At 60.4% G+C, this 25,216-nt stretch carries 25 protein-coding genes; 13 read left to right on the forward strand and 12 right to left on the reverse strand.

Annotated elements, in window-relative coordinates:
- Positions 1-48: 48 nt before the first annotated feature.
- On the reverse strand, positions 49-318 hold the full coding sequence (locus MUM_RS0119035) for a PepSY domain-containing protein (protein WP_010172920.1): 270 nt from the start codon (positions 316-318) through the stop codon (positions 49-51).
- A 151-nt stretch (positions 319-469) separates the two neighbouring features.
- Between MUM_RS0119035 and MUM_RS0119040 the strand changes: the two genes are divergently transcribed.
- The 7 genes from MUM_RS0119040 (at position 470) to MUM_RS0119070 (ending at position 6,446) form a co-directional block, all read left to right on the forward strand.
- A complete protein-coding gene (locus MUM_RS0119040; protein WP_010172922.1) occupies positions 470-1,465 on the forward strand; it encodes a FecR family protein in 996 nt (331 codons plus the stop codon).
- Between the two features lie 320 nt (positions 1,466-1,785).
- Positions 1,786-2,232, forward strand: a complete 447-nt coding sequence (locus tag MUM_RS0119045; RefSeq protein ID WP_010172924.1) for a hypothetical protein — start codon at positions 1,786-1,788, stop codon at positions 2,230-2,232.
- 1 nt (position 2,233) lies between these two features.
- Complete coding sequence (locus tag MUM_RS0119050; RefSeq protein ID WP_010172927.1) at positions 2,234-2,791, forward strand: hypothetical protein; 558 nt, start codon at positions 2,234-2,236, stop codon at positions 2,789-2,791.
- A 79-nt stretch (positions 2,792-2,870) separates the two neighbouring features.
- On the forward strand, positions 2,871-3,554 hold the full coding sequence (locus tag MUM_RS0119055) for a hypothetical protein (RefSeq protein ID WP_010172929.1): 684 nt from the start codon (positions 2,871-2,873) through the stop codon (positions 3,552-3,554).
- 61 nt (positions 3,555-3,615) lie between these two features.
- Positions 3,616-4,296: a C39 family peptidase gene (locus MUM_RS0119060; RefSeq protein WP_010172931.1), complete on the forward strand. Its 681-nt coding sequence runs from the start codon at positions 3,616-3,618 to the stop codon at positions 4,294-4,296.
- A 37-nt stretch (positions 4,297-4,333) separates the two neighbouring features.
- Complete coding sequence (locus MUM_RS0119065; protein ID WP_010172934.1) at positions 4,334-5,083, forward strand: hypothetical protein; 750 nt, start codon at positions 4,334-4,336, stop codon at positions 5,081-5,083.
- A gap of 49 nt (positions 5,084-5,132) precedes the next feature.
- On the forward strand, positions 5,133-6,446 hold the full coding sequence (locus tag MUM_RS0119070) for an autotransporter domain-containing protein (protein WP_010172936.1): 1,314 nt from the start codon (positions 5,133-5,135) through the stop codon (positions 6,444-6,446).
- Positions 6,447-6,511: 65 nt separating this feature from the next.
- Here MUM_RS0119070 and MUM_RS0119075 read toward each other — a convergent pair whose 3' ends face one another.
- Positions 6,512-7,840 carry a sigma-54 dependent transcriptional regulator gene (locus MUM_RS0119075; protein ID WP_010172939.1) on the reverse strand — a complete coding sequence of 443 codons (1,329 nt, stop codon included), beginning with the start codon at positions 7,838-7,840 and terminating at the stop codon, positions 6,512-6,514.
- Positions 7,841-8,181: 341 nt separating this feature from the next.
- On the opposite strand from MUM_RS0119075, the gene MUM_RS0119080 reads away from it, so the two are divergent.
- A complete protein-coding gene (locus tag MUM_RS0119080; protein ID WP_010172941.1) occupies positions 8,182-8,442 on the forward strand; it encodes a hypothetical protein in 261 nt (86 codons plus the stop codon).
- 137 nt (positions 8,443-8,579) lie between these two features.
- On the opposite strand, the gene MUM_RS0119085 is transcribed toward MUM_RS0119080, so the two are convergent.
- Genes MUM_RS0119085 through gnd form a run of 3 tightly spaced genes read right to left on the reverse strand, consistent with a single transcriptional unit; the run spans position 8,580 to position 11,928 of the window.
- Positions 8,580-9,404: a Cof-type HAD-IIB family hydrolase gene (locus tag MUM_RS0119085; protein ID WP_010172943.1), complete on the reverse strand. Its 825-nt coding sequence runs from the start codon at positions 9,402-9,404 to the stop codon at positions 8,580-8,582.
- Positions 9,401-10,924 (reverse strand): glucose-6-phosphate dehydrogenase, encoded by a 1,524-nt coding sequence (zwf, locus tag MUM_RS0119090; RefSeq protein WP_010172944.1) that lies wholly within the window; start codon positions 10,922-10,924, stop codon positions 9,401-9,403. Before zwf ends, MUM_RS0119085 begins: the two co-directional genes overlap by 4 nt.
- Positions 10,921-11,928 carry a phosphogluconate dehydrogenase (NAD(+)-dependent, decarboxylating) gene (gene gnd, locus MUM_RS0119095; RefSeq protein WP_272903154.1) on the reverse strand — a complete coding sequence of 336 codons (1,008 nt, stop codon included), beginning with the start codon at positions 11,926-11,928 and terminating at the stop codon, positions 10,921-10,923. Before gnd ends, zwf begins: the two co-directional genes overlap by 4 nt.
- A gap of 244 nt (positions 11,929-12,172) precedes the next feature.
- Here gnd and MUM_RS1000000134510 point away from each other — a divergent pair, with 244 nt between their 5' ends.
- The 4 genes from MUM_RS1000000134510 to MUM_RS0119115 all read left to right on the forward strand — a co-directional run bounded on the left by MUM_RS1000000134510 (position 12,173) and on the right by MUM_RS0119115 (position 17,018).
- Positions 12,173-12,349 carry a DUF6026 family protein gene (locus tag MUM_RS1000000134510; RefSeq protein ID WP_158000316.1) on the forward strand — a complete coding sequence of 59 codons (177 nt, stop codon included), beginning with the start codon at positions 12,173-12,175 and terminating at the stop codon, positions 12,347-12,349.
- Between the two features lie 152 nt (positions 12,350-12,501).
- A complete protein-coding gene (locus MUM_RS0119105) occupies positions 12,502-14,244 on the forward strand; it encodes a phosphoethanolamine transferase CptA (protein ID WP_010172947.1) in 1,743 nt (580 codons plus the stop codon).
- A gap of 156 nt (positions 14,245-14,400) precedes the next feature.
- The gene (locus MUM_RS0119110; RefSeq protein WP_010172948.1) at positions 14,401-16,650 is read left to right on the forward strand and encodes a TonB-dependent siderophore receptor; all 2,250 of its coding nucleotides are present in this window, start codon (positions 14,401-14,403) and stop codon (positions 16,648-16,650) included.
- A 152-nt stretch (positions 16,651-16,802) separates the two neighbouring features.
- The gene (locus tag MUM_RS0119115) at positions 16,803-17,018 is read left to right on the forward strand and encodes a hypothetical protein (RefSeq protein ID WP_010172949.1); all 216 of its coding nucleotides are present in this window, start codon (positions 16,803-16,805) and stop codon (positions 17,016-17,018) included.
- A gap of 100 nt (positions 17,019-17,118) precedes the next feature.
- Here MUM_RS0119115 and MUM_RS0119120 read toward each other — a convergent pair whose 3' ends face one another.
- The 4 genes from MUM_RS0119120 to MUM_RS0119135 all read right to left on the reverse strand — a co-directional run bounded on the left by MUM_RS0119120 (position 17,119) and on the right by MUM_RS0119135 (position 19,968).
- Complete coding sequence (locus MUM_RS0119120) at positions 17,119-17,610, reverse strand: GNAT family N-acetyltransferase (RefSeq protein ID WP_010172950.1); 492 nt, start codon at positions 17,608-17,610, stop codon at positions 17,119-17,121.
- A 91-nt stretch (positions 17,611-17,701) separates the two neighbouring features.
- Positions 17,702-18,835, reverse strand: coding sequence for a cell division protein ZapE (gene zapE, locus MUM_RS0119125; protein ID WP_010172951.1), 1,134 nt, complete (start codon positions 18,833-18,835; stop codon positions 17,702-17,704).
- A 22-nt stretch (positions 18,836-18,857) separates the two neighbouring features.
- Positions 18,858-19,199: a nuclear transport factor 2 family protein gene (locus MUM_RS0119130; protein WP_010172953.1), complete on the reverse strand. Its 342-nt coding sequence runs from the start codon at positions 19,197-19,199 to the stop codon at positions 18,858-18,860.
- Positions 19,200-19,251: 52 nt separating this feature from the next.
- Entirely contained in the window at positions 19,252-19,968 is a 717-nt protein-coding gene (locus MUM_RS0119135; RefSeq protein WP_029616002.1) for a helix-turn-helix transcriptional regulator, read from the reverse strand.
- 182 nt (positions 19,969-20,150) lie between these two features.
- Here MUM_RS0119135 and MUM_RS0119140 point away from each other — a divergent pair, with 182 nt between their 5' ends.
- Positions 20,151-21,206 (forward strand): aldo/keto reductase, encoded by a 1,056-nt coding sequence (locus MUM_RS0119140; RefSeq protein ID WP_010172957.1) that lies wholly within the window; start codon positions 20,151-20,153, stop codon positions 21,204-21,206.
- Positions 21,207-21,442: 236 nt separating this feature from the next.
- On the opposite strand, the gene pepN is transcribed toward MUM_RS0119140, so the two are convergent.
- From pepN to MUM_RS0119155, 3 genes are read right to left on the reverse strand one after another with little or no spacing between them, the layout of a single operon-like run.
- Positions 21,443-24,100: an aminopeptidase N gene (gene pepN, locus MUM_RS0119145; protein ID WP_010172959.1), complete on the reverse strand. Its 2,658-nt coding sequence runs from the start codon at positions 24,098-24,100 to the stop codon at positions 21,443-21,445.
- Between the two features lie 13 nt (positions 24,101-24,113).
- A complete protein-coding gene (locus tag MUM_RS0119150) occupies positions 24,114-24,944 on the reverse strand; it encodes a DUF2797 domain-containing protein (RefSeq protein WP_029616003.1) in 831 nt (276 codons plus the stop codon).
- Positions 24,941-25,201, reverse strand: a complete 261-nt coding sequence (locus tag MUM_RS0119155) for a YeaC family protein (protein ID WP_003217900.1) — start codon at positions 25,199-25,201, stop codon at positions 24,941-24,943. Before MUM_RS0119155 ends, MUM_RS0119150 begins: the two co-directional genes overlap by 4 nt.
- Positions 25,202-25,216: the final 15 nt, after the last annotated feature.

Below are 25,216 nucleotides of genomic sequence, written 5' to 3' on the forward strand. Positions count from 1 at the left end.
GGCCTGCGCAGGCCCGGACCGGGTCTGCGCAGGTTCATTTACCGCGTATCAGTCTTTCTGGTCGCGCAACACGTTGCCTGAGGCGCCGTCGATGCGGAACTCATAGACGATGCCATCAGACTTGCGCCCTTCCCCTTCCCAGTAGCCATCGTTGTCGGCTTCGATTTTGTAGATCTCGATATAACCGGCCTTCGTCTTGGCGGTCTCGATGGCTTTTTCGATGGTGATCCAGCCCGCACCGGGCTTGTCGGCCAAGGCAGCACCGGCACTGAGCAAGGCAGAGGTTGCAACGAGGGCGGCTAAGGTTTTCTTCAACATTTTCGTACTCCATTGAGGGAAAGAATGTGACCTGTCCTGATTTTTAGGGCCTTGCAGACGAGAATTAGTTCCAATTGATGTTCATTCGCCATGATGGCTGTTCTCCCGGTCCTGCTGTGGAGGTTAGAATGTGCGAAATCAGGATGAGTTAATGACAGATAAGTCCCTTTCAGAAGCCGAATACGACGCCATCACCGATGCCGCTGCGCACTGGTGCATGCGCATGCATGCGGGTGATTGCACGACGGTCGAGCGCCAGGCCTTCGAGCAGTGGCACGATGCGCACCCACTGCACGCCTTCGAATATGCGGCCATGCTGGAAATCTGGGACGTTGCCGATCACCTGCCACGCAGTGCGCCGGCGCCTGTGGTGGTGCAGTTGAAGCCTCGCAGCCGTTTAAACCCTTACGCGGTGGCCGCAGCAATCTGCCTGGTGGCGTTGCCGCTGGCGGCCTTCACCGGCTGGGAAGCCGGTTGGCTGCCCAGCTCATACAAACATTACGAAGCCGAAAACACCCTGCGCCAGGTCACCCTGGACGATGGCAGCCAGGTGGAGCTGAACCTGGGTACCGAACTGGTCTACAGCAATTACAAGGACCAGCGCCGGGTCATCCTGAAAAAGGGCGAGGCGTTTTTCAACGTCAGCCATGACCCGCAACACCCGTTTATCGTGCACGCCGGCGACGGCCAGGTTCGGGTGACCGGCACCCAGTTCAACGTCTGGAAATACGAAGACCACGTACGGGTCATGCTGCTGCAAGGCTCGGTGCTGGTGACCAGTGACGACGTCCACAGCGGCCTGCGCCTGTCCCCCGGGATGCAGGCCAGTTACAGCCACGGTGACGCGAGCCCCCAGGCCCAGCCGATTGCCCCGGGCGACACCGCCCTGGCCTGGCGTGACGGCAAACTGATCCTCGACAACCTGGCCCTGGCCGACGCGTTGCCGCTGATCAACCGCTACCTGAGCAAACCCGTGATGTTGGCCGACGCCGGCACCGGCGCGATTCGCATTGGCGGCATCTACAACATCAACGAGGTGTCCAACCTCGTCCCCTCCCTGCCCAAGGTGCTGCCGGTCTACCTGACCCAGAACCAGGACGGCAACCCCGTGCTCAATTCCATTCCGCGTAAAACCCCGAAAAGCTGACCTTCGTTCCAGGGGACCGCGCCCTCCTCCCCTGGCACCCTGCGCCTTTAACTGTCCACTTTTGAAACACTTGCACCGGCTGAGCTGACAGCCGGCTGCGGACTGCCGGGTTTGTGACGCCCGCTGTTTCATCCCTGAGACACCTGCCGGGCGGGTTGCACACGTGCCGGTTGTCTCACTTCTGGAACACATCCTGCCTGCACAGCCTTCGCCGCGCTCATAACGTGTTGAATCCGTTCATAAAATCAAAAGCGGCACAGCTCCTGCTCTCTTCCTGACAGCGCTGTTTAGGGTCAGCGCCAAGAATAAGGAACGCCGTCGTGAAGACACTTAATCCAGGCTCATTGAGCCTTCTGCTGATCAGCTGCGTATTGAGTACCAGCGTGAGCCTTCCAGTGCTCGCGGCAGGCGACGGTGTGATCGTGATTCAGCGCACCGTCCAGGGCCACATGGCGGGCCGCACTGCCGGCGTCGATCCCAACCCCGTCACCGTCAATGCCAATGCGGCGCCACAGATCCTGCGTGCCACCAATGAGCTGAGCGATAACGACTACGCGAACATCAGCAGCGGCTCCAGTATCACTCGCGCCATTTTGCCTGGCGGCAACCTTCCCGGCTTGACCAACAACGGCGGCGGCGTGGGCCTCGGTGCAGGCGCAGCAGCCGGCCATGGTAGCGGCTCCAGCCTCTCCGGCCAGATCAACGGCTCAATCTCCCGCGGCATGGCTCCCTTGAACAACATCGGCGCCATGATGGGAGGCCAGTGAGATGAACCATTCCTGGTTGTTCCTCGCGATCCTGGCCAGCTCAGCAGCCATGGCTGACAACAGCGCAGTGATCGACAACTCCGGCACCCAATACAACGGAATTATCTCGATCAACCAGGCAGCCGGTGATCAGCAGCAGCAAATCAACAGCCGCGCGATTTCAGCCGGCACCAACACCCAGGCTGGCGGCTCCATCAGCCAGACCATCGGCGGCGCACCTGCCGACCGCTCCCAGAACGCCAAGGTGGCGATCCAGGGCAACTCTTTCAGCAATGGCAACGGTGTACTGGGCGTCAACCAGTCGGCCGGGGCCACCAACCAGATGATCAATGCGGTGCGGATCAGCGTGAATGCTGGCCCGCAAAGCATCGACGACAGCGTCATGTCGCAACAGAACGTGGCGCTGTCACCAAACTCAGGGTTCACCTCTACCACTGGCAGCCGCCAGGTCGTCACAAGCGACCAGGCCTTCACCGGCAGCCGTGGAGTGGTACAGGTGAATCAGAGTGCCGGGGTGGGGAACCGCATGGCTAACGCCCTGAATGTGCAAATCCAATGATTCATTGGAGCTAGAAGCTGGACCGTACCAACACTTAACCAACTAATTAGAAGCAAGGGGAAATACCATGAAAACTACAATGGCTCTTAAACCACTGGCGTTCGCTCTCGCTGCAATCATGGCTGCCGCCGCACATGCCAACCCACCTACTGCCGTGGTAGCCGCCGTTTCCGACGCGCAATCGAGCAACCACAATGGCGTGCTCAACCTGGGCACCCAGAACAACGCATCGGCCAACAACTCGTTGAACGGCAGCAGCGGCAACGCCCAGGCCAACATCGCAGCCGGTGATGGCAACCAACAAGACAACCAGACCGCCATCGCGGCCGGTGACGCAGATGCCGTGTTTGCCCTGGGTACCATTACCCAAGACAACCACAACAACATCTCGGTGCAAGTGGCTACCCACAACAACGCTTCGCTCAACAACTCGGCCAACGGCAGCTCCGGCAACCTGGGCGTGAACGCGACCGCAGGCAACTTCAACCAACAGAAAAACCAACTGGCTATTTCCTCGGCCAAGGGTGCTGCTGCTGCCGCATCGAGCAACACCACGCAAACCAGCGTGGACAACGCCTACCTGAACACCGTGGCCACTCAGTCTGGCCCATGGGGTAGCCACACCTACCTGCCTGTCGTGAACAACGCCAGCGCCAACAACTCGCTTAATGGCTCTTCGGGCAACCTGGGCGCCAACATTTCTGCAGGTGTGGGCAATCAGCAAGGCAACACCACTGTGATCTCCTCTGGCGTGCGCTTCTGATTCAACGGGGCCTTGGCAACAAGGCCCCTTTTTATTCCAGTGTCCTCCAGGCCATTCGATCATGCGGATCATCGCCCTCACCTTCCTGTTACTGCTCACCGGCCCGACTTGGGCAGGGCAAATGGCGATTGCTGCCATGCCCGGCGGTGGCGTGATCTTCAAGAAGGTCGAGAGCATCCGTGAACGCAAGTTCGCCAACCTGGTGGAACAGAAAACCGATTTCAGCTGCGGTGCCGCCGCCCTGGCCACCATCCTGCGCCAGGCCTACTGGATGGATGTGGATGAAGACCACATCATCAAGGGCATGCTGGTCAACGCCGATCAGGACCTGGTACGCACCCAGGGCTTCTCCATGCTGGACATGAAGCGCTACCTGGAAAGCATCGGCATGCGCGCCCGGGGTTACCGGATTAACGCAGACACCCTGCTCACGGTGAAAATCCCGGTGGTGGTGCTGCTGGAGATCCGCGGCTACAAGCACTTCGTGGTGATGCAGCGCGCCGACAAAGACTGGGTCTACATCGGCGATCCGGTGCTGGGCCACAAGCGTTACGCCCGTGATGACTTCGTCAAAGGCTGGAATGGCATCGTCTTCGCCGTACTGGGCGAAGGCTACGACAAGACCAACGTGCTGCTTGATCCGCCCACCCCGCTGACCGCGAAAAACAGGATCAATGAATTCAGTCCGGTCCGGGACAGTGAATTGATGGATTTCGGTTTTATCCAGAGCGACTTCTTCTAGAAGCGCAATAAGGGGCAGGATGCTCCAGGAGCAAACGATGAACACTTACCGTTGGCTGACGGTCATGTGCCTGGCAGCCTCAATGCCCGCTTATGCGTCATCGGTGTTCAAGCCGATTGAAATAAAGGACTCGGAACTGGCTGACTTGCGTGGTCGCTATGTGATGCCGGGCCGGATCATCAGTTTCGGGATTGTAATGAGCAGTACCTGGACCAATGCCGCCGGCGACAGCGTCACCGGCTCGGCCAGCATGAACGTCAACGCCTCGACCATCACTCCGCAGTTTTATGTGCAGGTCACCGACAGCCCCACTAAAGTCTCGCCCAACCAGCCCAATGGCACGGGCACCGTCGTCGGTGGTGCCGGCCTGGGCTCTGGCCAGGGCGTGACACAAAGTGTGCGCGCTGCCGGCGACGGCAACACCGCCAGCAACAACGTCAATATCAACGTGAACCAGAACGGTTTGTCACCGGCCAACGTCGTGCAATCCGGGCAAGCGCTGGTGGCAGGCCAACCGATTACCGGCAGCACCGGTGCCGGTCAGGTTACCGTTTCGGCGGCCAATGGCGGGCTGCAAATGGCGATCCTGGCCAACAACAACCAGGGCAATGCCTTGCAGCAGATTGGCGGCGGGAATGTTCTGCAGGGCACGGTTTTGCAGGGTAACAGCAACTTTGTCAGCAACATGACGCAGCTCAACGTGGTACTGGGCAATAACGGTTTGAACAATTTGGGGCAGAACCTCAACCTGAATCAACTCAGGGGCCTACGCGCTAACGGTTATTGAACTACGCTGTGCCTCGACACTAGTGCAATAGAAAGGGACGGCTTATTTCATGCATCGATCGCTATCGTTACGTGCCGTAATTTGTTTAAGCACGCTCCTGCCCGCATCTATGTTGTATGCCGCGCCGGACACCGATATAGACACGTTGAAAAAGGAATTGCTGGAGCTCAAGCAACGCTACGAAGTGCAGCAAAAAGCACTGGCGGTGCTGGAACAACGGGTGCGCCAGGTTGAGGAGCAGCCGGTGGCCCCGCCCCCCAAACGCCTGGCCAAATCCCCGGCGGACTTCCAGAAAGGCGGCACTACCGTGGCCGGCAACACGCCGCGTACCGGCGCCGCTGCGGCCTCGGGCGGTGCAGCCGGTGGCGCCTCCTACGGCCAATCCCTCAAGGATGATTCGGCCCCGGCGCAAAGCGTGAGCAACCTGTACAACGAGGCCAGCGGCTTCTTTGGCAACGGCAAGTTCAGCTTTGAAACCGGCGTCACCTATTCGCGCTACGACGCTCGCCAGTTGACCCTCAACGGCTTTCTGGCACTGGACTCGATCTTCCTTGGCAACATCAACCTGGACCGGATCAAGTCGGATAACTGGACCCTCGACCTCACGGGCCGCTACAACCTCGACAACCGCTGGCAATTCGACGTGAACGTGCCGGTGGTGTACCGCGAGTCGACTTACCAGTCCGGCGGCGCCAACGGTGGCAGCGGCACGGCGACCTCGGAACAGTCGGTCACCCGCGACCCGACTATCGGCGACATCAACTTCGGGATTGCCTACAAGTTCCTCGACGAAAGCGTCAACCTGCCGGATGCGGTGGTGTCGGTGCGGGTCAAGGCGCCTACCGGCGAAGACCCATTCGGCATCAAGCTGGTCCAGTCATCAAGCAATACCAACCTCTTCGTACCGGAAAGCCTGCCGACCGGCAACGGCGTATGGTCGATCACGCCGGGGATCTCGCTGGTCAAGACTTTCGACCCGGCGGTACTGTTTGGCTCGCTGTCGTATACCCACAACTTCGAGGACTCGTTCAGCGATATCAGCTCTCAGGTTGGCCAGAAAACCCCCGGCAAAGTGCAGTTGGGCGACAGCTTCCAGATCGGCGCAGGCGTGGCGTTTGCGTTGAACGAGAAGATGAGTATGTCGTTCTCGGTGTCCGACCTGGTGCAACGCAGGAGCAAGCTCAAGCCGGATGGCGGCGACTGGCAGTCGGTGGTTTCCAGCGACGCCAACGCGGGTTACTTCAACGTCGGCATGACGATTGCGGCATCCGACAACCTGACGATCGTGCCGAACCTGGCGATCGGGATCACACCGGATGCACCGTCGTTCAGCTTCAGCCTGAAGTTCCCGTATTACTTTTAAGGCATGACAACGGGAAAAGCCCCGCAACGATAAGGGTCGTTGCGGGGCTTTTCGGTTTACCCGCCCTAGCGGATCTGGTGTTTGTGCAGCAACCGGTAGAACGTTGGCCGGGAAACCCCCAGCACACGGGCCGCGACACTCAGGTTGTCGCTGTGCCGGTTGAGCACATCGCACAGCGCCTGACGTTCGGCGCGGTGCTTGTAATCTTCCAGTGTAGCCATCGGCAGCGCGATTGCCTGCTGGCTTTGCAGTCCCAGATCAACGGCCTCGATCTGCCGCCCTTCAGCCAGTACCAGGCCACGCCGCACGCGGTTGGCCAATTCCCGCACATTGCCCGGCCAGCCGTGCTCGCCCATGGCCACCAGCGCGTCTTCGCTGAAGCTGCGCGGGCGGCGGCCGGTTTCCTGGCTGTAGAAGTGTGAGAAATGGTTGGCCAGCATCGCCACATCGCCATGGCGCTCGCGCAACGGCGCGGTCACCACTTGCAGGACGTTGAGCCGGTAATACAAGTCTTCACGAAAGGTGCCCTTTTCAACCGCAGCTTCCAGGTCCACGTGGGTGGCGGCCAGCACCCGTACGTCCACGGGAATCGGTTGGCTGCCGCCGACGCGCTCGATCTGTTTCTCCTGGAGAAAGCGCAGCAGGTTGGCTTGCAGCTCCATGGGCAAGTCGCCGATTTCATCGAGAAACAACGTGCCGCCATGCGCCGCCTCGATCCGCCCGACCTTGCGCTGATGGGCGCCGGTAAAGGCGCCTTTCTCATGGCCAAACAGTTCGGACTGGATCAGGTGCTCGGGGATCGCCCCGCAATTGATCGCCACAAACGGCTTGGCATGGCGCTGGGACTGGCGGTGCAAGGTGCGGGCGACCAATTCCTTGCCGGTGCCGCTGTCGCCACGAATCAACACCGGGGATTCAGTGGGCGCCAGTTTGGCGAGCAGTTTGCGCAGTTCGCGGATGGGGCGGCTGTCGCCCAGCAGTTCGTGTTCCGGCTGGCCGGCTGGCGCGTTGTTGCCTTTGCCCCGCAGGCGCGCCATGCCGAAGGCGCGGCCCAGGGTGACCTGCACCCGTGACACATCAAACGGCAGGGTATGGAAATCGAAAAACCATTCGCAGACAAAATCGCCGACATTCTGCAGCCGCAGCACTTCCTGGTTAAGCACGGCAATCCACTCGGTGCCGCTGCGGCTGATCAGCTCCTTGACCGCTTCGGGGCGTTCCAGGTGAAACGGCTGCAGGCGCAACAATCCTACGTCACAGGAGCGCTCACCCACGGCCTCCAGGGCACAGCTGTCCACGTCCCACCCCGCCGCGCGCAAACCGGGCAACAGCCGATGGCAGTCATCACAGGGATCGACCACAAGCAGGCGGCGCTGGGCAGGTGTAACAATCATGACTATTCCTTGGCGTCAAAATCGTTAAAGTTATTTAAAAACAGCTATTTGGAAAGTCTGTTGGTAACCCTAGCAAGATCTTGACGCGGCCTTTGTATCGATTCGCTATAAGTCGTGGGCAAACCGCGCTTTTCCGTTACGGCCCTGCGGTCAATTGTCGCGGCGTAACTTTCATGAAGCTTTCAAAATAGCCCCTTACATGACATTAATCAGGGAAAGTTGAAAAATCTTCTTCTAACATGTGACCCGTACCCGGTGATCGTGCATCAGTACAAGTAACCAGTCGTCAGGCACGCCCAACCAACGACTTCACTTGAATGGGCATTTAGAGAGAAGACCCCATGAACGCCCCGCTCCGCATCAACGAAGCTCTTTTGATCGCAGACCGTGCCTTCCAGCCCTTTCAATGTGTGGCCTGGCACGACGGCAACGGCGCCCTGAGCCTGAGCGTCATCGACCGCACCAATACCCGCATCGGCAGCAAGCAGCTGTCTTCCAGCACTTATTCCGATCCGGCGCAGCTTGAGAACTTGCTGTTGCAAGCCCGCGCCGAACTCGACAAAGATGGCTATCAGTTGCAATCCTGGGCGATGCCCAAGTAACTGAAACTGGCGTTGGGCGGCACAAGAAAGTATGCCGCCCGACGACGCAGTATATTGACTGGAAATAACAGGGATGCGCAGCCAGCCATGCAAGTTGCAACTTTGCATAGCTGACTACTTATTACTGTGTTTGCCAATCAATAGGCCGAGAGAATAAACCGCTCTATGGCTTCCGCCGCGCCGTCATCGACATTACTGCCCGTGACGACGCTGGCCTGGCGCTTGACCACTTCTTCGGCCTGGCCCATGGCAATCGACAACCCGGCCACGTGAAACATCGCCGGATCGTTGCCTCCATCACCAATCACTGCCGTCTGCTCCAGCGGCACACCCAGGTGCGCCGCCAGGGTTTTCAAGGCTTCGCCCTTGTTGGCCTTCATCGCCGTCACGTCCAGAAATACCGGCTGCGAGCGTGAGACCTGCGCCAATCCTTCGACTCTCGGCTGCAACTGCGCTTCAAGCTCAATCAGCAGTTGGGTGTTGGTGCTGGCTGCCACAATTTTGTCGACCCGATCCAGAAACGGCTCGAAACTCTCCACCACGATCGGCCCGTAGCCCAGGCCGTGTTCCTCGCGAACCGCCATCGGTCCGCCAGGATCACGGCGCAGCCAGTCACCGTCGGCAAACAGCCAGACTTCCACGTCCGGCTGCGGCGTAAACAAGGCCAAGGCCACCAGCGCGGCTTCGGCCGGCAAGTGATGCGCCACCAGAATACTGCCGTCCGGGTTGACCAGCGTGCCGCCATTAAAGCCGGCAATGGGCACATCAACACCCAGCGCCTCGACCTGCTGACGCATGGCCTTCGGCGGCCGCCCGCTGGCCAGGCTGAAAAACACTCCGGCAGCGCGCAAGGCGCGAACCGTATCGATGGTGCGTTGGCTGAGGCTGTGATCGGGATGCAGCAACGTGCCGTCCATATCACTCAGGACAAACCGGATGGGTTGGCTCGGCAAGTCACTCATCCGAGGCTGTGCCACGTTCGGCCATCGCGGGCCAGCAACGCATCAGCCGCCGCCGGGCCATCTTCACCCGCCTTGTAGGCCTGGATACCGTCATCCTGCTTCCACGCATCGAGGAATGGCTGCACCGCACGCCAGCCGTTTTCGATGTTGTCGGCGCGCTGGAACAAGGTCTGGTCGCCGGTCATGCAGTCGTAAATCAGGGTTTCGTAACCCGTCGACGGCTGCATCTCGAAGAAGTCCTTGTAGGCAAAACCCAACTCGACGTTGGCCATGTCCAGGGTCGGCCCGGGCTTTTTCGCCAACAGGTCGAACCACATGCCTTCATTGGGCTGGATCTGGATCTTCAGGTACGTCGGCTTGAGTTCATCGACCTCGGTATCCCGGAACTGCGCGTAAGGCGCCGGCTTGAAGCAGATGATGATCTCAGTGTCGCGGATGCTCATGCGTTTGCCGGTGCGCAGGTAGAACGGCACGCCGACCCAGCGCCAGTTGTCGATCAGGACCTTGAGGGCGACGAAGGTCTCGGTGCTGCTGTCTGGCGCGACGTTGGCCTCTTCGCGGTACCCCGGCAGTTGCTTGCCGGCGACTTCACCGGCGGTGTACTGGCCGCGAACCGAGTTGGCGCGTGCGTCTTCCAGCGACCAGGGCCGTATGGCCCCGATCACCTTGGCCTTCTCGCCCCGCACCGCATCGGCGCCAAAGGCGGCCGGCGGTTCCATGGCGATCATCGCCAGCAACTGGAACAGGTGGTTGGGCACCATGTCCCGCAAGGTGCCGGTGTGTTCGAAGAAGCTGCCTCGGGTTTCCACGCCAACGGTTTCGGCAGCGGTAATCTGCACGTGGTCGATGTAGTGGTTGTTCCAGAACGCCTCGAACAGCACATTGGAAAAACGGCTGATCAGGATGTTCTGGACGGTTTCCTTGCCCAGGTAATGGTCGATGCGATAGATCTGCTTCTCGCTCATCACCTTGAGCAGGCAGGCGTTCAGCGCTTCGGCCGTGGCGAGGTCCGAGCCGAACGGCTTTTCGATCACCACCCGGCGGAACGCCTCCGGGGTTTCTTCCAGCAAGCCGGCCGCGCCGAGGCGCTGCACCACTTCGGCGAAGAAGCGCGGCGCCGTGGCGAGGTAGAACACCGCGTTGCCGGTGCCGCTGTCGGCAATCTTCTTGCCGATATCGGCGTAGGTGCCGTCGTCGAGGAAGTCTCCCTCGACATAGCTGATGCCTTTGGCCAACTGGTCCCACAACACGGGGTCCAGGGCGTTCTCGGCATTGCCCTTGACCTTGCTGGCGGCCTCGGTGCGAATGAAGTCCTCGAGTTTCTTGGCGAAATCGGCGTCGCTGATGGCGTTGTGATCAACGCCCACAATGCGCAAACCGTCGCCCAGCAGCCCGTCGCGACTGAGGTTGTACAGCGCCGGCATCAGCAGGCGCTTGACCAAATCACCATGGGCACCAAACAGAAACAGCGTGGTGGGCGGAGCGGGTTCGGCCTTGGGTTTCTTGCCGTTAGCGGTCATTTTTTGGGAGTCTCCACATGGCCGCCAAAGCCGAAGCGCATGGCAGAAAGCATTTTGTCACCGTAGGTGCTTTGCTGGCGCGAGCGGAAACGCGCGAACAGCGAGTTCGACAGCACCGGTACCGGCACCGATTGCTCCATCGCGGCTTCGATGGTCCAGCGGCCTTCGCCACTGTCGGCAACCGAGCCGGAATAACCGTCGAGCTTGGGATCGGTAGCCAGTGCATCGGCGGTCAGGTCCAGCAGCCAGGACGACACCACGCTGCCACGGCGCCAGACTTCGGCGATATCGGCAACGTTGAGGTCGAAACGCTGGTCTTCCGGCAGGTTTTCCGAATTCTTGGTCTTGAGGATGTCGAAGCCTTCGGCGAAGGCCTGCATCATCCCGTATTCGATACCGTTATGGATCATCTTGACGAAGTGCCCGGAACCGGCTGGGCCCGCGTGGATGTAACCACGCTCGGCACGGCTGTCCGCTGTGGCAGAACGGTCTTTGGTGCGCGGGATGTTGCCCAGGCCAGGTGCCAGGCTTTCGAAGATCGGGTCCAGGCGCTGAACGGTCTCGGCGTCGCCACCGATCATCATGCAGTAGCCGCGCTCCAGGCCCCAGACGCCGCCGGACGTGCCGACGTCGACATAGTGCAGGCCTTTTTCCGACAAGGTCTTGGCCCTGCGGATGTCATCCTTATAGAAGGTGTTGCCGCCGTCGATGATCACGTCACCGTCTTCCAGCAGTTGGCTCAATTCTTCAATGGTGTGCTCGGTCGGGTCGCCCGCCGGCAGCATCACCCAGATCGCCCGGGGTTTTTGCAGCCCGGCTACCAGGCCCTTCAGATCCGCAACGCCGGTGGCGCCCTCGCCTGCCAACCCTTTTACGAATGCTTCATTGCGGTCGTAAACCACGGTGGTATGCCCATTGAGCATCAGGCGCCGCGCAATGTTGCCACCCATGCGGCCTAGTCCAATAATCCCCAGTTGCATGTGCTGATGCTCCTTACTACGAATAAATGTGTGTCACAGTTTATAGCGCAATGAGGCTAATGAGGGTTAGTCCAGAGCGGATTGGCATAGTTTCATGACAAAAAGTGGCCATGCTTTAGCCTTCAGTGGGAAAAAAGTCACAACGACCATCAAAAATAAAAAAGTTCCCTTCGTTAAAAAAAGAATTCAGAATTGCACCGACTGTTGCCGAGAGCCTCGAATCAAGCGCTCTGGCAGCGCGATACACCCGCCATTTGCGAGGTAAGCAATGAGCACTGCACACATGACCCGCCCGCCACAGACCCTCTATGTCAGCATCCGCCGCGATGAATTACGCCAGTTGAAAGACGAGCGCGACCAACTGCAACAGGAAGTCATGCGTCTGCGCTCGCACTTGCAAGGGCAACTCAATCAGCCGTCCGGCACCCAGCCCGCCCTTTGCTGAACGTGAGCTGAACGAACCGTTCAGGAATAACTCACGAAGTTTTCACATCCCCCTCCCGATACTCCCGCCGAATAGGGCCGCGCCACGTGCGCAGGCCCTCTGTTGCGTGCGTCCCTGCGCGTCGACTGACATTTACCGGGTTGGAGCGCTGGATGGCGATGTTCAAACGCAGCACTACGTCTGCGAAAGGTTTTGATTGGGCCGGCCTCGGCTGGATGTTCCTGTTCTTCTGGTACTTCTCGGGTATTACCCAACTGCTGATCCAACTGACCGGCACCTCCGGCTTCAGCGGTTTCCGCCAGGCATTTTTCATGAGCGCCCTGTGGCTGGCGCCGATGCTGTTGTTCCCCCGTCGCGCGCGCCTGGTGGCAGCGGTGATTGGCGTGGTGCTGTGGGCCTGCTCCATGGCCAGCCTGGGTTATTTCTTCATCTACCAGCAGGAATTCTCCCAAAGCGTCATCTTCATCATGTTCGAGTCGAACATCTCTGAAGCCGGCGAATACGCCACCCAATACTTTGCCTGGTGGATCGTGTTGGCGTTCATTGCCCACACTGCCATGGCCGTTTTCCTGTGGACCCGCGTACGCCCGGTGTACCTGCCACGCGGCCAGGCGATGCTTGCGGCTACGGCGATCGTGATTGCCATCGTCGGTTACCCGTTGGTCAAGCAGATCGCCAAGAGCGAGACCATGGAACTGGCCATCGACCGCTTCGAAACCCGCATCGAGCCGGCCGTGCCATGGCAGATGATCGTCGCCTACCGCCGCTACACCGAACAACTGGACAACATGCAAGGCATGCTGACCAGCGCCAGCAAGATCCCGCCCCTGACCAACCTCAAGGACAGCATGGCCGGCCAGCCATCGACCCTGGTGCTGGTGATTGGTGAGTCCACCAACCGTCAGCGCATGAGCCTGTACGGCTACCCGCGCAACACCACGCCGGAACTGGACAAACTGCGCGACCAACTGGCGGTGTTCGACAACGTGATCACCCCGCGGCCCTACACCATCGAAGCGCTGCAACAGGTGCTGACCTTCGCCGACGAGGAAAACCCGGACCTGTACCTCAAGACTCCGTCCATCGTCAGCGTGATGAAGCAGGCCGGCTACAAGACCTTCTGGATCACCAACCAGCAGACCATGACCAAGCGCAACACCATGCTCACGACCTTTTCCGAACAGGCCGACGAACAGGTGTACCTCAACAACAACCGCAACCAGAACGCCCGCCAGTACGACGGCGACGTGCTGGAGCCATTCGCCAAGGCGATGTCTGACACCGCCGAACGCAAATTCATCGTGGTGCACCTGCTGGGCACCCACATGAGCTACCAGTACCGCTACCCGCCGACCTTCGACAAGTTCACCGATCGCCAGGGCGTGCCTGACGGGGTCAGCGACGCGCAGTTGCCGACCTACAACAGCTACGACAATGCGGTGCTGTACAACGATTTCGTGGTGTCGAGCCTGATCAAGGACTACGCCAAGACTGACCCTAACGGCTTCCTGCTGTACCTCTCCGACCACGGTGAAGACGTGTTCGACTCAGCCGGCCACAGCACCCTGGGCCGCAACGAAGCCAAGCCGACAGCGCCGATGTACACCATTCCATTCATGGCCTACGCCTCGCCCAAGTGGCGCGAAAGCCATGACTGGAGTTTTGCCGGTGACTTGCAGCGGCCTTACAGCAGCTCGCAGTTGATTCATACCTGGGCCGACATGGCAGGGTTGAGCTTCGACGAACTGGACCACAGCAAGAGCCTGGTCAGTGACAGCTTCAAGCCTCGACCGCGGTTGATTGGCGATCCGTATGCACGCCAGCAAAAGCCCCTGATTGACTTCAGCCTGATCAAGCCCAAGCAAACGGACGCCGCCAACGTGGTCGTCAAGTAGCTTGAATAGCCCCGGGTTTCATCCGTGCAACGCGGTGAAACCCGACTTGCCAGCAACACCAAGATAATAGTTATTCTCGTTTAGCGCTAAACTTCCTCGCCTCTTTTCGTCTTTGAGCCAATGGCATTTTTCATAGACGACAAGGAGTTCGCCGCGATGTTTGCGCCTATTACCCGTTCCATGACCTTGACCCTGGGCCTTTTCAGCGTGGTGCTGAGCCCGGACCTGCTGGCTGAAAACGATCCCGAACAGGAATCACACACACCGGCCAAAGCCCTGGAGCTGGGCAGCACCAGCATCACCGCCCAGGGCCTGGGCGCCACCACCGAGCACACCGGCGCCTACACCACCGGCGCGATGAGCACGGCCACCAAGTTGAACCTGTCCATCAAGGAAACACCGCAGTCGGTCTCGGTGATCACCCGCCAACAGATGGATGATTTCAACCTCAACACCCTGACCGAGGTCATGCGCCAGACCACCGGCGTGGCGGTACAGCACCTGGACTCCGACCGGGTCAGCTACTCCTCCCGCGGCTACGAGATCAACAATTTCCAGGTTGACGGCATGCTCAACACCTTCGGCCGTATGAAGTCCGACGCCGACACCATCATCTATGACCGGGTCGAGGTGGTACGCGGCGCCACCGGCCTGACGACCGGCGCCGGCGATCCCTCGGCCACCGTGAACATGGTGCGCAAACGCCCGACCGCCCAGTGGCAGGCCAAGGCGGGTGTCAGTGGTGCCTCCCATGACGATTACTACAGCTACCTGGACGTTGGCGGGCCCCTGGCGTTTGATGGGCGCCTGCGGGGCCGTACGGTGCTCGCCTACCGCGACAGCCAGTCCTATCGCGACAACTACGCGCTGCAACGGGAAGTCGGCTACGGCATCCTCGAGGGCGACCTCACCGACGACACGGTGCTGGCGGTGGGCTTCGATTACCAGAACAAACACGTGCAGGGCACCGCGTGGGGCACCTTGCCCTACTGGAACAGCGATGGCAGCAAAGCCAAGTTGCCCCGCTCCGCCAACATCGCGGCCAACTGGAGTTCCTGGCCGCTGAAAGATGAAACCACCTTCGCCACCCTCGACCACCGGCTGGCCGGCGACTGGCACCTGAAGGCCGCCTACACCCACCGCGAAAGCGACACCGACGGCAAGGTCTACTACGGCGGCTCAGGCTTTCCCAACGCCGACCGCAGTGGCATGACTGCCTGGACCAGCCACATGCTGGGCACCTCGAAAATGGACGTGGTGGACGTGAACCTGGCGGGTTCCTATTCCCTGCTGGGCCGTGAACACGAGTTGATGGTGGGTTACGGCGAATCCGAGCAACGTGATTCTTCGCCACACCTGCGCGACGGGCCGGTGCCCAAGGGCTACACCAGCATCGACGACTGGAAGCACCTGGGCGGGATCGGCAAATTCCCTGACGCCAATACCGGCCTCAAGGGCGAACAAGGCAGCACCCGGCAAAAGGCCGGTTACCTGGCCACCCGCCTGAGCCTGACCGACCGCTTGCATGCCGTACTGGGCAGTCGCTATGGCAGTTGGGAGATCGAAAGCACCACGTATAACTATGACAAGGACACCGACCAGTACCTCGGCGCGACAAAGTCCAGCCAGACCCACAATGACATGTGGACCCCTTACGCCGGCCTGCTCTACGACCTGACCCCGGAGTACACCGTCTACGCCAGCTACACCGATATCTTCAACCCGCAAAGCGAACGCGACGCCAGCAAGAAATACCTGGAGCCGGTGGTGGGCAGCAACTACGAGGTGGGCCTCAAGGGCAGCCTGCTGGAGGAACGCCTGAACCTGGCGGCCGCGTACTTCTGGAGCAAACAAGACAACGTCGCGGAACTGGACAGCACCGCGCAACCGGACACGGAGACCGGCGAGCAGTTTTACAAATCCGGCGGCAAAGGCAACAAAGTGCAAGGCTTCGAGGTAGAAGTCTCCGGAGAGGTGCGCCCCGACTGGAACCTGACCGCCGGCTACACCTACACCCATTCCCTGAATGGTGAGAAACAGCGCAACAACACCAACCTGCCGATGAACCTGCTACGCGTTTCCACGGCCTATCGCCTGCCCGGCGAATGGCACGCCCTCACCGTCGGCGGCGCGGTGAACTGGCAGAGCGACTTCTACGACTTTGCCTACCGCCCGGTGGGCCGGGACACCAGTGGAACACTGATCAGGGAGCGCACACGGATCACCCAGCAGGCCTATACCGTGGTCAACTTGATGTCCCGCTACCAGTTCGACGACCATTTGTCGGCGTCACTTAATATCAACAACCTATTTGATAAAAAATATTACGAGCGCGTCGGCTTTTACAATGGCGTGTATTGGGGAGACCCGCGTTCCATCAGCGTTGCACTTGATTGGAAGCTCTGATTTCATCGCTGCGACAGATTGGAAGTTAACGAAATCGTTAACTTCCGGTCAGCCCGAGGTTAACCCTTACTTAATATGATTGGCCCACAGTCTCCCCATCCCGCCGCTGACCACAACGCGCGGAACCCAACACACTTAAATGAGACACTGCCATGAAAATTTCGACTGTTATCCTTGCCGGCCTGATGACCATGACTTCCGTAGCCGCCTTCGCAGAGGGCGGTTCCGAGCGCTCGAAGGAGTTTTACAACAACTTCACCTTCGTCCAGGAACAAGTCCACGGCGCCGCTCAGCAAACAGCAATGGCTGACGGCAAGACTGCAAAGCCCGCAACTGCCGATCAAACTACCAACACACCAAACAGCTGATTTACCCGTAATACCCTGTGCTATTCCGCTCTGATAGCTAAGGTCAACTTGGCGCCACTTGCTGGCGCCTTTTTTTCGCCTTTAATTAAATAAACATTAATTAAAGCGGCTTATTCCAAAACAACATCCGGCCATGCTCCGGGTCAAACACCGAATCATCAAAACCGAACTTGCGATAAGCCGACTGTGCCACCGCATTGCCTTCGAGCACCTCAAGGGTAATTTTGCAGCAGCCACGCTGGCGAGCGATTTCCTCGACCTTTTGCAGCATCTTCTGGCTCAACCCCAGGCCACGGAATTTATCCATCACCACCACGTCGTGCACATTGACCAGCGGGCGGCAGGCAAAGGTGGAAAACCCTTCAAAGCAATTCACCAGCCCGGCAGGCGCACCGCCGACAAACGCCAGCACGCTGAATGCATGCGCACGCTTGGCCAGCTCCGCCGGCAATTGTTCCAGGCGATCGGCCGGCAGGCTGTGGCCGCCGCCCATCGGGTCTTCTGCGTAATGGTTGAGCACCAGGCCAATGGCCTCGGCGTGAACCGGATTGGTGTAGCTGGCTTGCAGCACCAGGATGTCTGCGCTGTCCATTTCCTTCCTCATTAACGGTGCAACAGGGACTCGGTCCCCATAAAAGGGCTCGATTGTAAGCGTGGAGCGGGCATTAGCTGAAGGAGATTAACTACATTTTCCCGCGTGAAAGCGCGTCAGGCTCACCAAAGCGCGCCAGTTGCATCTCCTGCAAGCGACTCAGGGTACGGCGAAATGGAAACTCCAGGTAACCCTCGGTGTAGAGGCTTTCCAATGGCACCTTGGCCTCGATGTACAACGGCACCTTGCGGTCGTAGCACTCGTCTACCAGGGCGATGAAGCGCCGGACGCTGTCATCATGCACCGACAGCTCCGGCAGTTCCCGGTCACCGGCATCTACCCGCTGGGCGGCGTCTTCCGTGCCGCGGGCAATGCGCCCCGGACGCTTTTGCGCGCTGAGGTTGGGCACCTCCCCCAGCAAGATGGCCTTGAAACGATCACACAGCAGCATGAAATCCATGGCGGCCAGGGGCTGTTCGCACAGGTCGGCATAGCGGCACCACAGCACCGTTTCACTGGACTTCACCGCGACGATGGAGCGATAGCCGACCGCAACAGGTGCACTGCTGACAGCCTGCCCGTCGCTCAACTGGCGAAACACCTCGGCCAGCGCACCCGGCTGATCAACCCAGTAGCGCTGCAGCGCGGTTCCTGGATGCAGGCGATGGTCTTCCCCACCGTCAACCGCCACCACGCGCATATGCTGCTTGATGGCCTCGATGCCCGGCAGGAAGCGATCACGGTTGAAACCGTCCGCATACAGTTGATCCGGAGGTTGATTGGACGTGCAGACCATCACCACGCCTTCCTCGAACATCACCTGGAACAGCCGGCCAAGGATGATGGCGTCACCGATGTCATTGACGAACAACTCGTCAAAACACAGCACCCGCACTTCCCGGCTAAGTTCCCGAGCGAGGGCCTGCAAGGGGTCGTGGGTACCGGTCAGCTGGAACGAGCGCTGATGCACCCACCCCATGAAGTGATGGAAATGCTGGCGCCGCGCAGGCACCCGCAGGCTCTGGTAGAACTGGTCCATCAGCCAGGTCTTGCCGCGCCCGACCGGGCCCCACAAGTACACGCCGGTGATCGGCCTGTCACCGTGGTGCAGGGCCTGGTGGCAGTCTTGCAGGGCTTGCACCGCCTCGCGCTGGGCGTCGTCGGGGACGAAACCCTGTTCGGTGATGGCGTGCTGGTAGGCGGCGAGTGGCGAGTCGAAAGTCATGCCCGGCAGTATGCCATGACGGCTACAGGGAAATGTCCAATCGGGAAATCTTGCCCTGCTCATTGAGGCGGAAGGTATAGCGCAGCTCCAGCGGGCTGCCGGGAAAGCTGCCGGTGATCAGGTTGCTGACCAGCACCTTGCCCGTGCGGTGCTGCACATTGAGCACCTGGACCTTGGGCTGATAACGGCGCCCGGTGTCTTCCATCCAGCGGGCAATGGCGGCGGTACCGACCTGGTGTTCACCTTCGTCGAACACGTTGGCATCCTCGGCAAAGCAGTCGACCACCAGCGAGGTGTCGCCGGTATTCGCGGCGGCAATGTAGGTCGCGATCGCCGGGGCCAGTTCAGGGATGGGTTGGGACATGGTGACAGCTCCTTGTTAGTGATTTATGGAGCCATGCTAAAGCAGCGTTGTGTCAGTTCTTGTCAGGAGTGAATGGCCCGGATTCGTTCTGTTCCATCAGCTTGCGCCAGCCCCGCAACCAGTCACTGCGCCGCCCCGGATAACGCTCGCCTTGCAGGCGCGCAGCGGCCACACGGTCGGTGCGGAAGGTGCGATAGGCACCGCGCAACTCGCACCACGCGACGATCACCCGCACTTCGTTGAGAAAGCCCAGGGCCAGGGGCCAGATCAAGCGTTGGCTGGCGGTCTGGCTCGCATCCGCGTAGTCGATATGCAGTTTGGCCTGGCCGCGAATGGCTTCGCGAAACACATTCAGCGGCACGCGATTTTCCGGGTAGCCGAAGCCTGGCGGGCCCGGCAGCAACGTGGGATTGCGCAACGCTTCCTGCGCGGCCGGGTCGAGCACATCCGCAATCTTTGCCAGCGCGTTGGCAGCCGCCTGGCTCAACACTTCGTCGCCACGCTGATCGACATACCGCAAGCCCAGCACGATGGCCTCGGTCTCGTCGGCATTGAGCATCAGCGGCGGCAGGAACAGCCCTGCACGCAGCACGTAGCCCACGCCCGCCTCGCCGTAGATCGGCGCGCCCAGGGCGGTCAGCTCGGCCATGTCGCGGTACAGGGTGCGTTCGGATATCTCCAGCTCCGCTGCCAGCACGGCGGCGGTCACCGGGCGTTTTTTGCCCCGCAGGACTTGCAACAAGGTCAGCAGACGACTGGTACGCGACACGTTGATCACGCTCGAAAAAGGAAAGTCGCGCAGCTTAGCAGAGGCCTCTGTCAGAAAGTGTCAGGAGCAAGCGCCCTTCCCTTCAGCCCGCAAAAAAGCCGCTTGACGAAAAATATGACTCACATCATATTAAATAGATGTTGATAAACATTTAAATCAATCACAGCGTCAGGAGTTCTCGTATGCGCAATAAAGTCTTCGGCCGTCGTAGCGGCCTGCGGGTTTCAGAGCTGGCCTTGGGCACCGCCAACTTCGGCACGGGTTGGGGCCATGGCGCCGAGCGCGAAGAGTCCAAGCGGATCTACGACGGTTACCTGGAAGCCGGCGGTAATTTCCTGGATACCGCCAACGGCTACCAGTTCGGCCAATCGGAAGTGCTGCTCGGCGAGTTCATTGCCTCGGAACGGGACCGCCTGGTGATCGCGACCAAGTACACCCTGCGCACCCAGCCGCAAGACGAAGGCACCCTCAAGCTCGGCAATAACCGCAAGAACATGGTGCGCGCCGTCGAAGAAAGCCTGAAACGCCTGAACACCGATCACATTGACCTGTTCTGGGCCCATATCAGCGACAACGTCACGCCGATGGAAGAAATCCTGCGGGGCTTTGATGACCTGGTGCGTGCCGGCAAGATCCACTACGCCGGCTTGTCGAACTTCCCGGCCTGGCGCATTGCCCGCGCCGACCTGCTCGCCGAAGTGCGCGGCTTTGCACCGCTGGTGGCGATCCAGACGGAATACAGCCTGGCCGAACGCACGGCCGACCGTGAGCTGCTGCCCATGGCCGAAGCACTGGGCCTGGCCGCCACGTTATGGTCGCCCCTGGGCGGTGGCTTCCTCACCGGCAAGTACCGCAACAGCCAGGACAATACCCGTGCCAGCAAGCTGGGGATTTTGGTTCACGCCGAGAAAAGTGCACGGGAAACCGCCGTGCTCGACACCCTGCTGGCCGTTGCCGGCGAACTGAATGCCACGCCGACTCACATCGCCATCGCCTGGCTGCGGGAAAAAGCCCGTCGTTCGACCACCGCGCTGATCCCGATCCTGGGGCCGCGCACCCGTGAGCAACTGGATGGCACCCTGGGTGCGCTGACGGTGCAACTTTCGGCCGAGCAAGTGGCCCGCCTGGACGCTGCCAGCGCGATTGCGCTGGGTGTGCCCCACGAGATGATCGCCGAGCGCTTCCCGCGATACACCGGTGATGACGCCCAAGACTTGCGCTGGCCGCCGGTTATCTAAGGCCAGTTGTGGTGAGGGGCTTGCTCCCCGTTGGGCTGCGTAGCGGCCCCCAAAAAAAAGCGGGAGCGCTGCGCACTCCAGCGGGGGACAAGCCCCCTCACCACAGACAAGCCCTCTCACCACAGGCAAGCCCTCTCACCACAGGCAAGCCCTCTCACCACAGGCAAGTCCCCTCACCAGAGGCAAGCACCCTCATTACAGGACGGTGTTCGGCCTTGAGTAAACAATTGCCTCCGTTACGCGAGGCTCTTGCTCACCACTTCAAACACATCACTGGACAGCTCGCCCGAAGCGCGAATCCGCTCCAGCTCACCCTTCATCAGCGCCTGCCGTGCGCGGTCGTATTTGCGCCAGCGGGTCAACGGCGCCAACTGCCGCGAGGCAATCTGCGGGTTGAAGCCGTTCAACTGGATCACCAGGTCCGCCAGGAAGCGGTAACCCGAGCCATCGGCCGCGTGGAAGTTGATCAGGTTCTGGCCGGCAAACGCGCCCACCAATGCCCGCACCTTGTTCGGGTTCTTGATGTTGAACGCCGGGTGCTGCATCAACGTCTTGACCCGCTCCAGCGCGCCCGGCAAACCGCTGCCGGCCTGCACGCTGAACCACTGGTCCATGACCAGCGGGTTGTCCTTGAAGTTCTCGGCAAACACCGCCAGGGCCTTGGCCTTCTCTTCTTCGAACGGCGAGTTGACCAACACCGCCAGGGCGGTGAGGCGCTCGGTCATGTTGTCGCACGCGTCAAACTGCTCAAGGGTCGCCGCCAGTACTTCAGGCTTGCCGCTGAGCATCAGGTACGACAGTGCGATGTTCTGCAGGGCGCGACGGGCAAAGTGTTCCGCCTCGGCCACGTACGGGGTTTTCTTCGACAGGTCGCGATTGGCCTGGTAACGCAGCCACAGGCCTTCGAACAGGTGATCCGCCAGTTGCTCGCGGGCAAACTCGCGGGCCGCGTGGATGGCGTCGACATCCGCGACTTCGCTGATTTCAGTCAGGTAGGCCTCGCTCGGCAGCGAGAGCATCTCGGCAACCATCGCCTGGTCCAGGCTCTGGTCGCTGAGCACCGTGCGCAGCGCGGTGATCAGGCGTTGGTCCAGCGCCAGCGCCTCGCCCCGCTGATGCTGGGCGATCAGTTCCTGCAACACCTGCACCGACAGTTGCTGGCCGGCGTCCCAGCGATTGAAACCATCGCTGTCGTGCTGCATCAGGAACATCAGTTGGTCACGGTTGTACGGGAAGCTCAGCTTCACCGGTGCCGAGAAGCCACGCAGCAGCGAAGGCAGCGGGTGTTCGGCGATGTCGACAAAGGTGAAGGTCTGTTCAGCTTCGGTCACCGAGATCACCCGGGACGTGGCGCCAGCCGTCGCTTCGCCGGCCAGGCGCAGGGCGATACCCGCGCCCTTCCCGTCCAGCAGGCCCAGTTCCACCGGAATCACGAACGGCAGCTTTTGCACTTTGTCCGGGGTTTCCGGGCAGCTTTGACGGAAGGTCAGGCTGTAGGTTTTTGCAGCTGCGTCGTAGGACTCGCTCACCGCCAGGCGTGGCGTGCCGGCTTGGCTGTACCAGCGCTTGAACTGGGTCAGGTCGGCGCCGTTGGCGTCTTCCATGGCCTTGATAAAGTCATCGCAGGTCACGGCCTGACCATCGTGGCGTTCGAAGTACAGGTCGCTGCCCTTGCGGAAGCCTTCGGCGCCGAGCAGGGTTTGGATCATGCGGACGACTTCCGAGCCCTTTTCGTACACGGTCAGGGTGTAGAAGTTGGAGATTTCGATAAAGCCGTCCGGACGTACCGCGTGAGCCATGGGGCCTGCGTCTTCGGCGAACTGGTGCGTGCGCAGGTAGGCCACGTCCTGGATACGCTTGACCGTCGCCGAGTTCATGTCGGCAGAGAATTGCGAATCACGGAACACCGTGAAGCCTTCCTTCAGCGACAACTGGAACCAGTCGCGGCAGGTCACGCGGTTGCCCGACCAGTTGTGGAAATATTCGTGGGCGACGATCGCCTCGACACGCTGGTGAGCGGCGTCGGTGGCGGTTTCGGCACGGGCCAGCACGGCGCTGGAGTTGAAGATGTTGAGGCCCTTGTTCTCCATGGCGCCCATGTTGAAGTCATTGACCGCGACGATCATGAAAATGTCGAGGTCGTACTCACGGCCATAGACTTCTTCGTCCCAGCGCATGGACTTCTTCAGACTGTTCATGGCGTGCTGGCACTTGTCGATGTTTTCCGGCTCGACATAGATGCGCAGCGCCACGGTGCGCTCGGTCATGGTGGTGAAGGTGTCTTCAACGCACCACAAATCACCGGCTACCAGTGCGAACAGGTAAGCCGGTTTCTTGAACGGGTCTTCCCAGGTCGCCCAGTGCCGGCCGTCTTCGCCGGGGCCGGACGCAATCGGGTTGCCGTTGGACAGCAGCACCGGGTAGCTGTGTTGTTCGGCGATCACCGTGGTGGTGAAGACGCTCATCACGTCCGGGCGGTCGAGGTAATAGGTGATCTTGCGGAAGCCTTCGGCCTCGCACTGGGTGCAGAACATGCCGCCGGATTTGTACAGGCCTTCCAGGGCGGTGTTGGTTTCCGGGTGGATCTTCACCGTGGTGTCGAGGGTGAAGGTCGCGCTGGTGGGGTGCACGGTCAGGTGGCTGTCGCTCAACTGATAGTCCGCGTCGGTCAGTTCCTGATCGGCCAGGTTTACCGACACCAGCTCAAGCTGTTGCCCGTCCAGCACCAGCGGCGGCAAGCCGGCGCCGCGCTCGGGGTTGCGGCGCATCACCAGTTGCGCGTGGACCAGGCTGTGGTCCTCGAACAACTCGAAGGTCAGGTGCGTCTCGTCGATCAGGTAGTCCGGCGCCTGATAGTCCTTCAGGTAAATCATCTTCGGCTGTTCGGTGCGCATGTCTGTCGTCCTTCTACTGATGCACGGCGAGCTGGTAGGCCGTGTATTTACGAATGTTGATCACGCCGGTGTCGAAGATCAGGTATTGGCCCTTGATCCCCATCAGCGTGCCTTCGGCAATCGGGTTCTTGTCCAGGTTGAAGCTGACGATCTTGGTCGGATACTGCTCGATCGGGTAGCGGATTTCGATCGGTTCGATGTCGCTCACCGGTTGGATGGCCTGCAGGCCAAAGCGTTCCTGCAAACCGAGCAAGCCTTCGGCACAGTTGGCGAACAGTTCGTCGCGTACCTGCGCAAGGTCGACTGCCTGGGCATCGCCCTTGAGCAGCGCGCGCCAGTTGGTCTTGTCGGCCACCTGGCTGCGGAACAGGTCTTCGACGAAACCCGATTGCTGGCGCGTGGCAACACGCATGATCGGCAGCGCCTGGCTGGCGCCCTGGTCCAGCCAGCGGGTTGGCAACTGGCTGGCGCGCGTGATGCCGACCTTGATCCCCGACGAATTCGCCAGGTACACCACGTGGTCGGTCATGCAGAATTTTTCACCCCAGGCCGGATCGCGGCAGGTGCCAGCGTCGTAATGGCAGCGCTCGGGGCTCATGATGCACAGGTCGCACTGGGCCAGTTTGGTCATGCACGGGTAGCAGTAACCCTGGCTGAAACTGGTCTTGGTCTTGCGACCGCAATGGGTGCAATGAATCGCGCCGAGGTATTCCAGGCGCACGGTGGTGCCGATCAACGGGTTGACCGGCACCTCGGTGTCACCTAGGCGAAACGCGTATTGAACGGTCGGCTCACCCAACTGCGCCGACATTTTGCTGACTGCACCACGGCCAATCTCAATCAATGGATGGCATCCGACTTGAACAGGATGTTCGGCACCGGTGCCGACTTCGAGGCGCATTCCTGCGGGCCCATGTAGCCGGTGCGCTGGTCTTCCGGCAGGTTCTGCAGTTCCCAGGCGATCACCGCCTGCAACGACAGTTCACGCTGCTCGGCGGTGAGCTTGCGGCCATCGGACCATTTGCCGATTTCCACGGCGAGCTTGAGGCTCTCGTAGATGTCCGGGGTGATGTTTTCGATCATTTCGACAAAAGAGGACATAAGACTCTTCCTTAA

The organism is Pseudomonas sp. PAMC 25886 (assembly GCF_000242655.1).
Taxonomy (GTDB): domain Bacteria; phylum Pseudomonadota; class Gammaproteobacteria; order Pseudomonadales; family Pseudomonadaceae; genus Aquipseudomonas.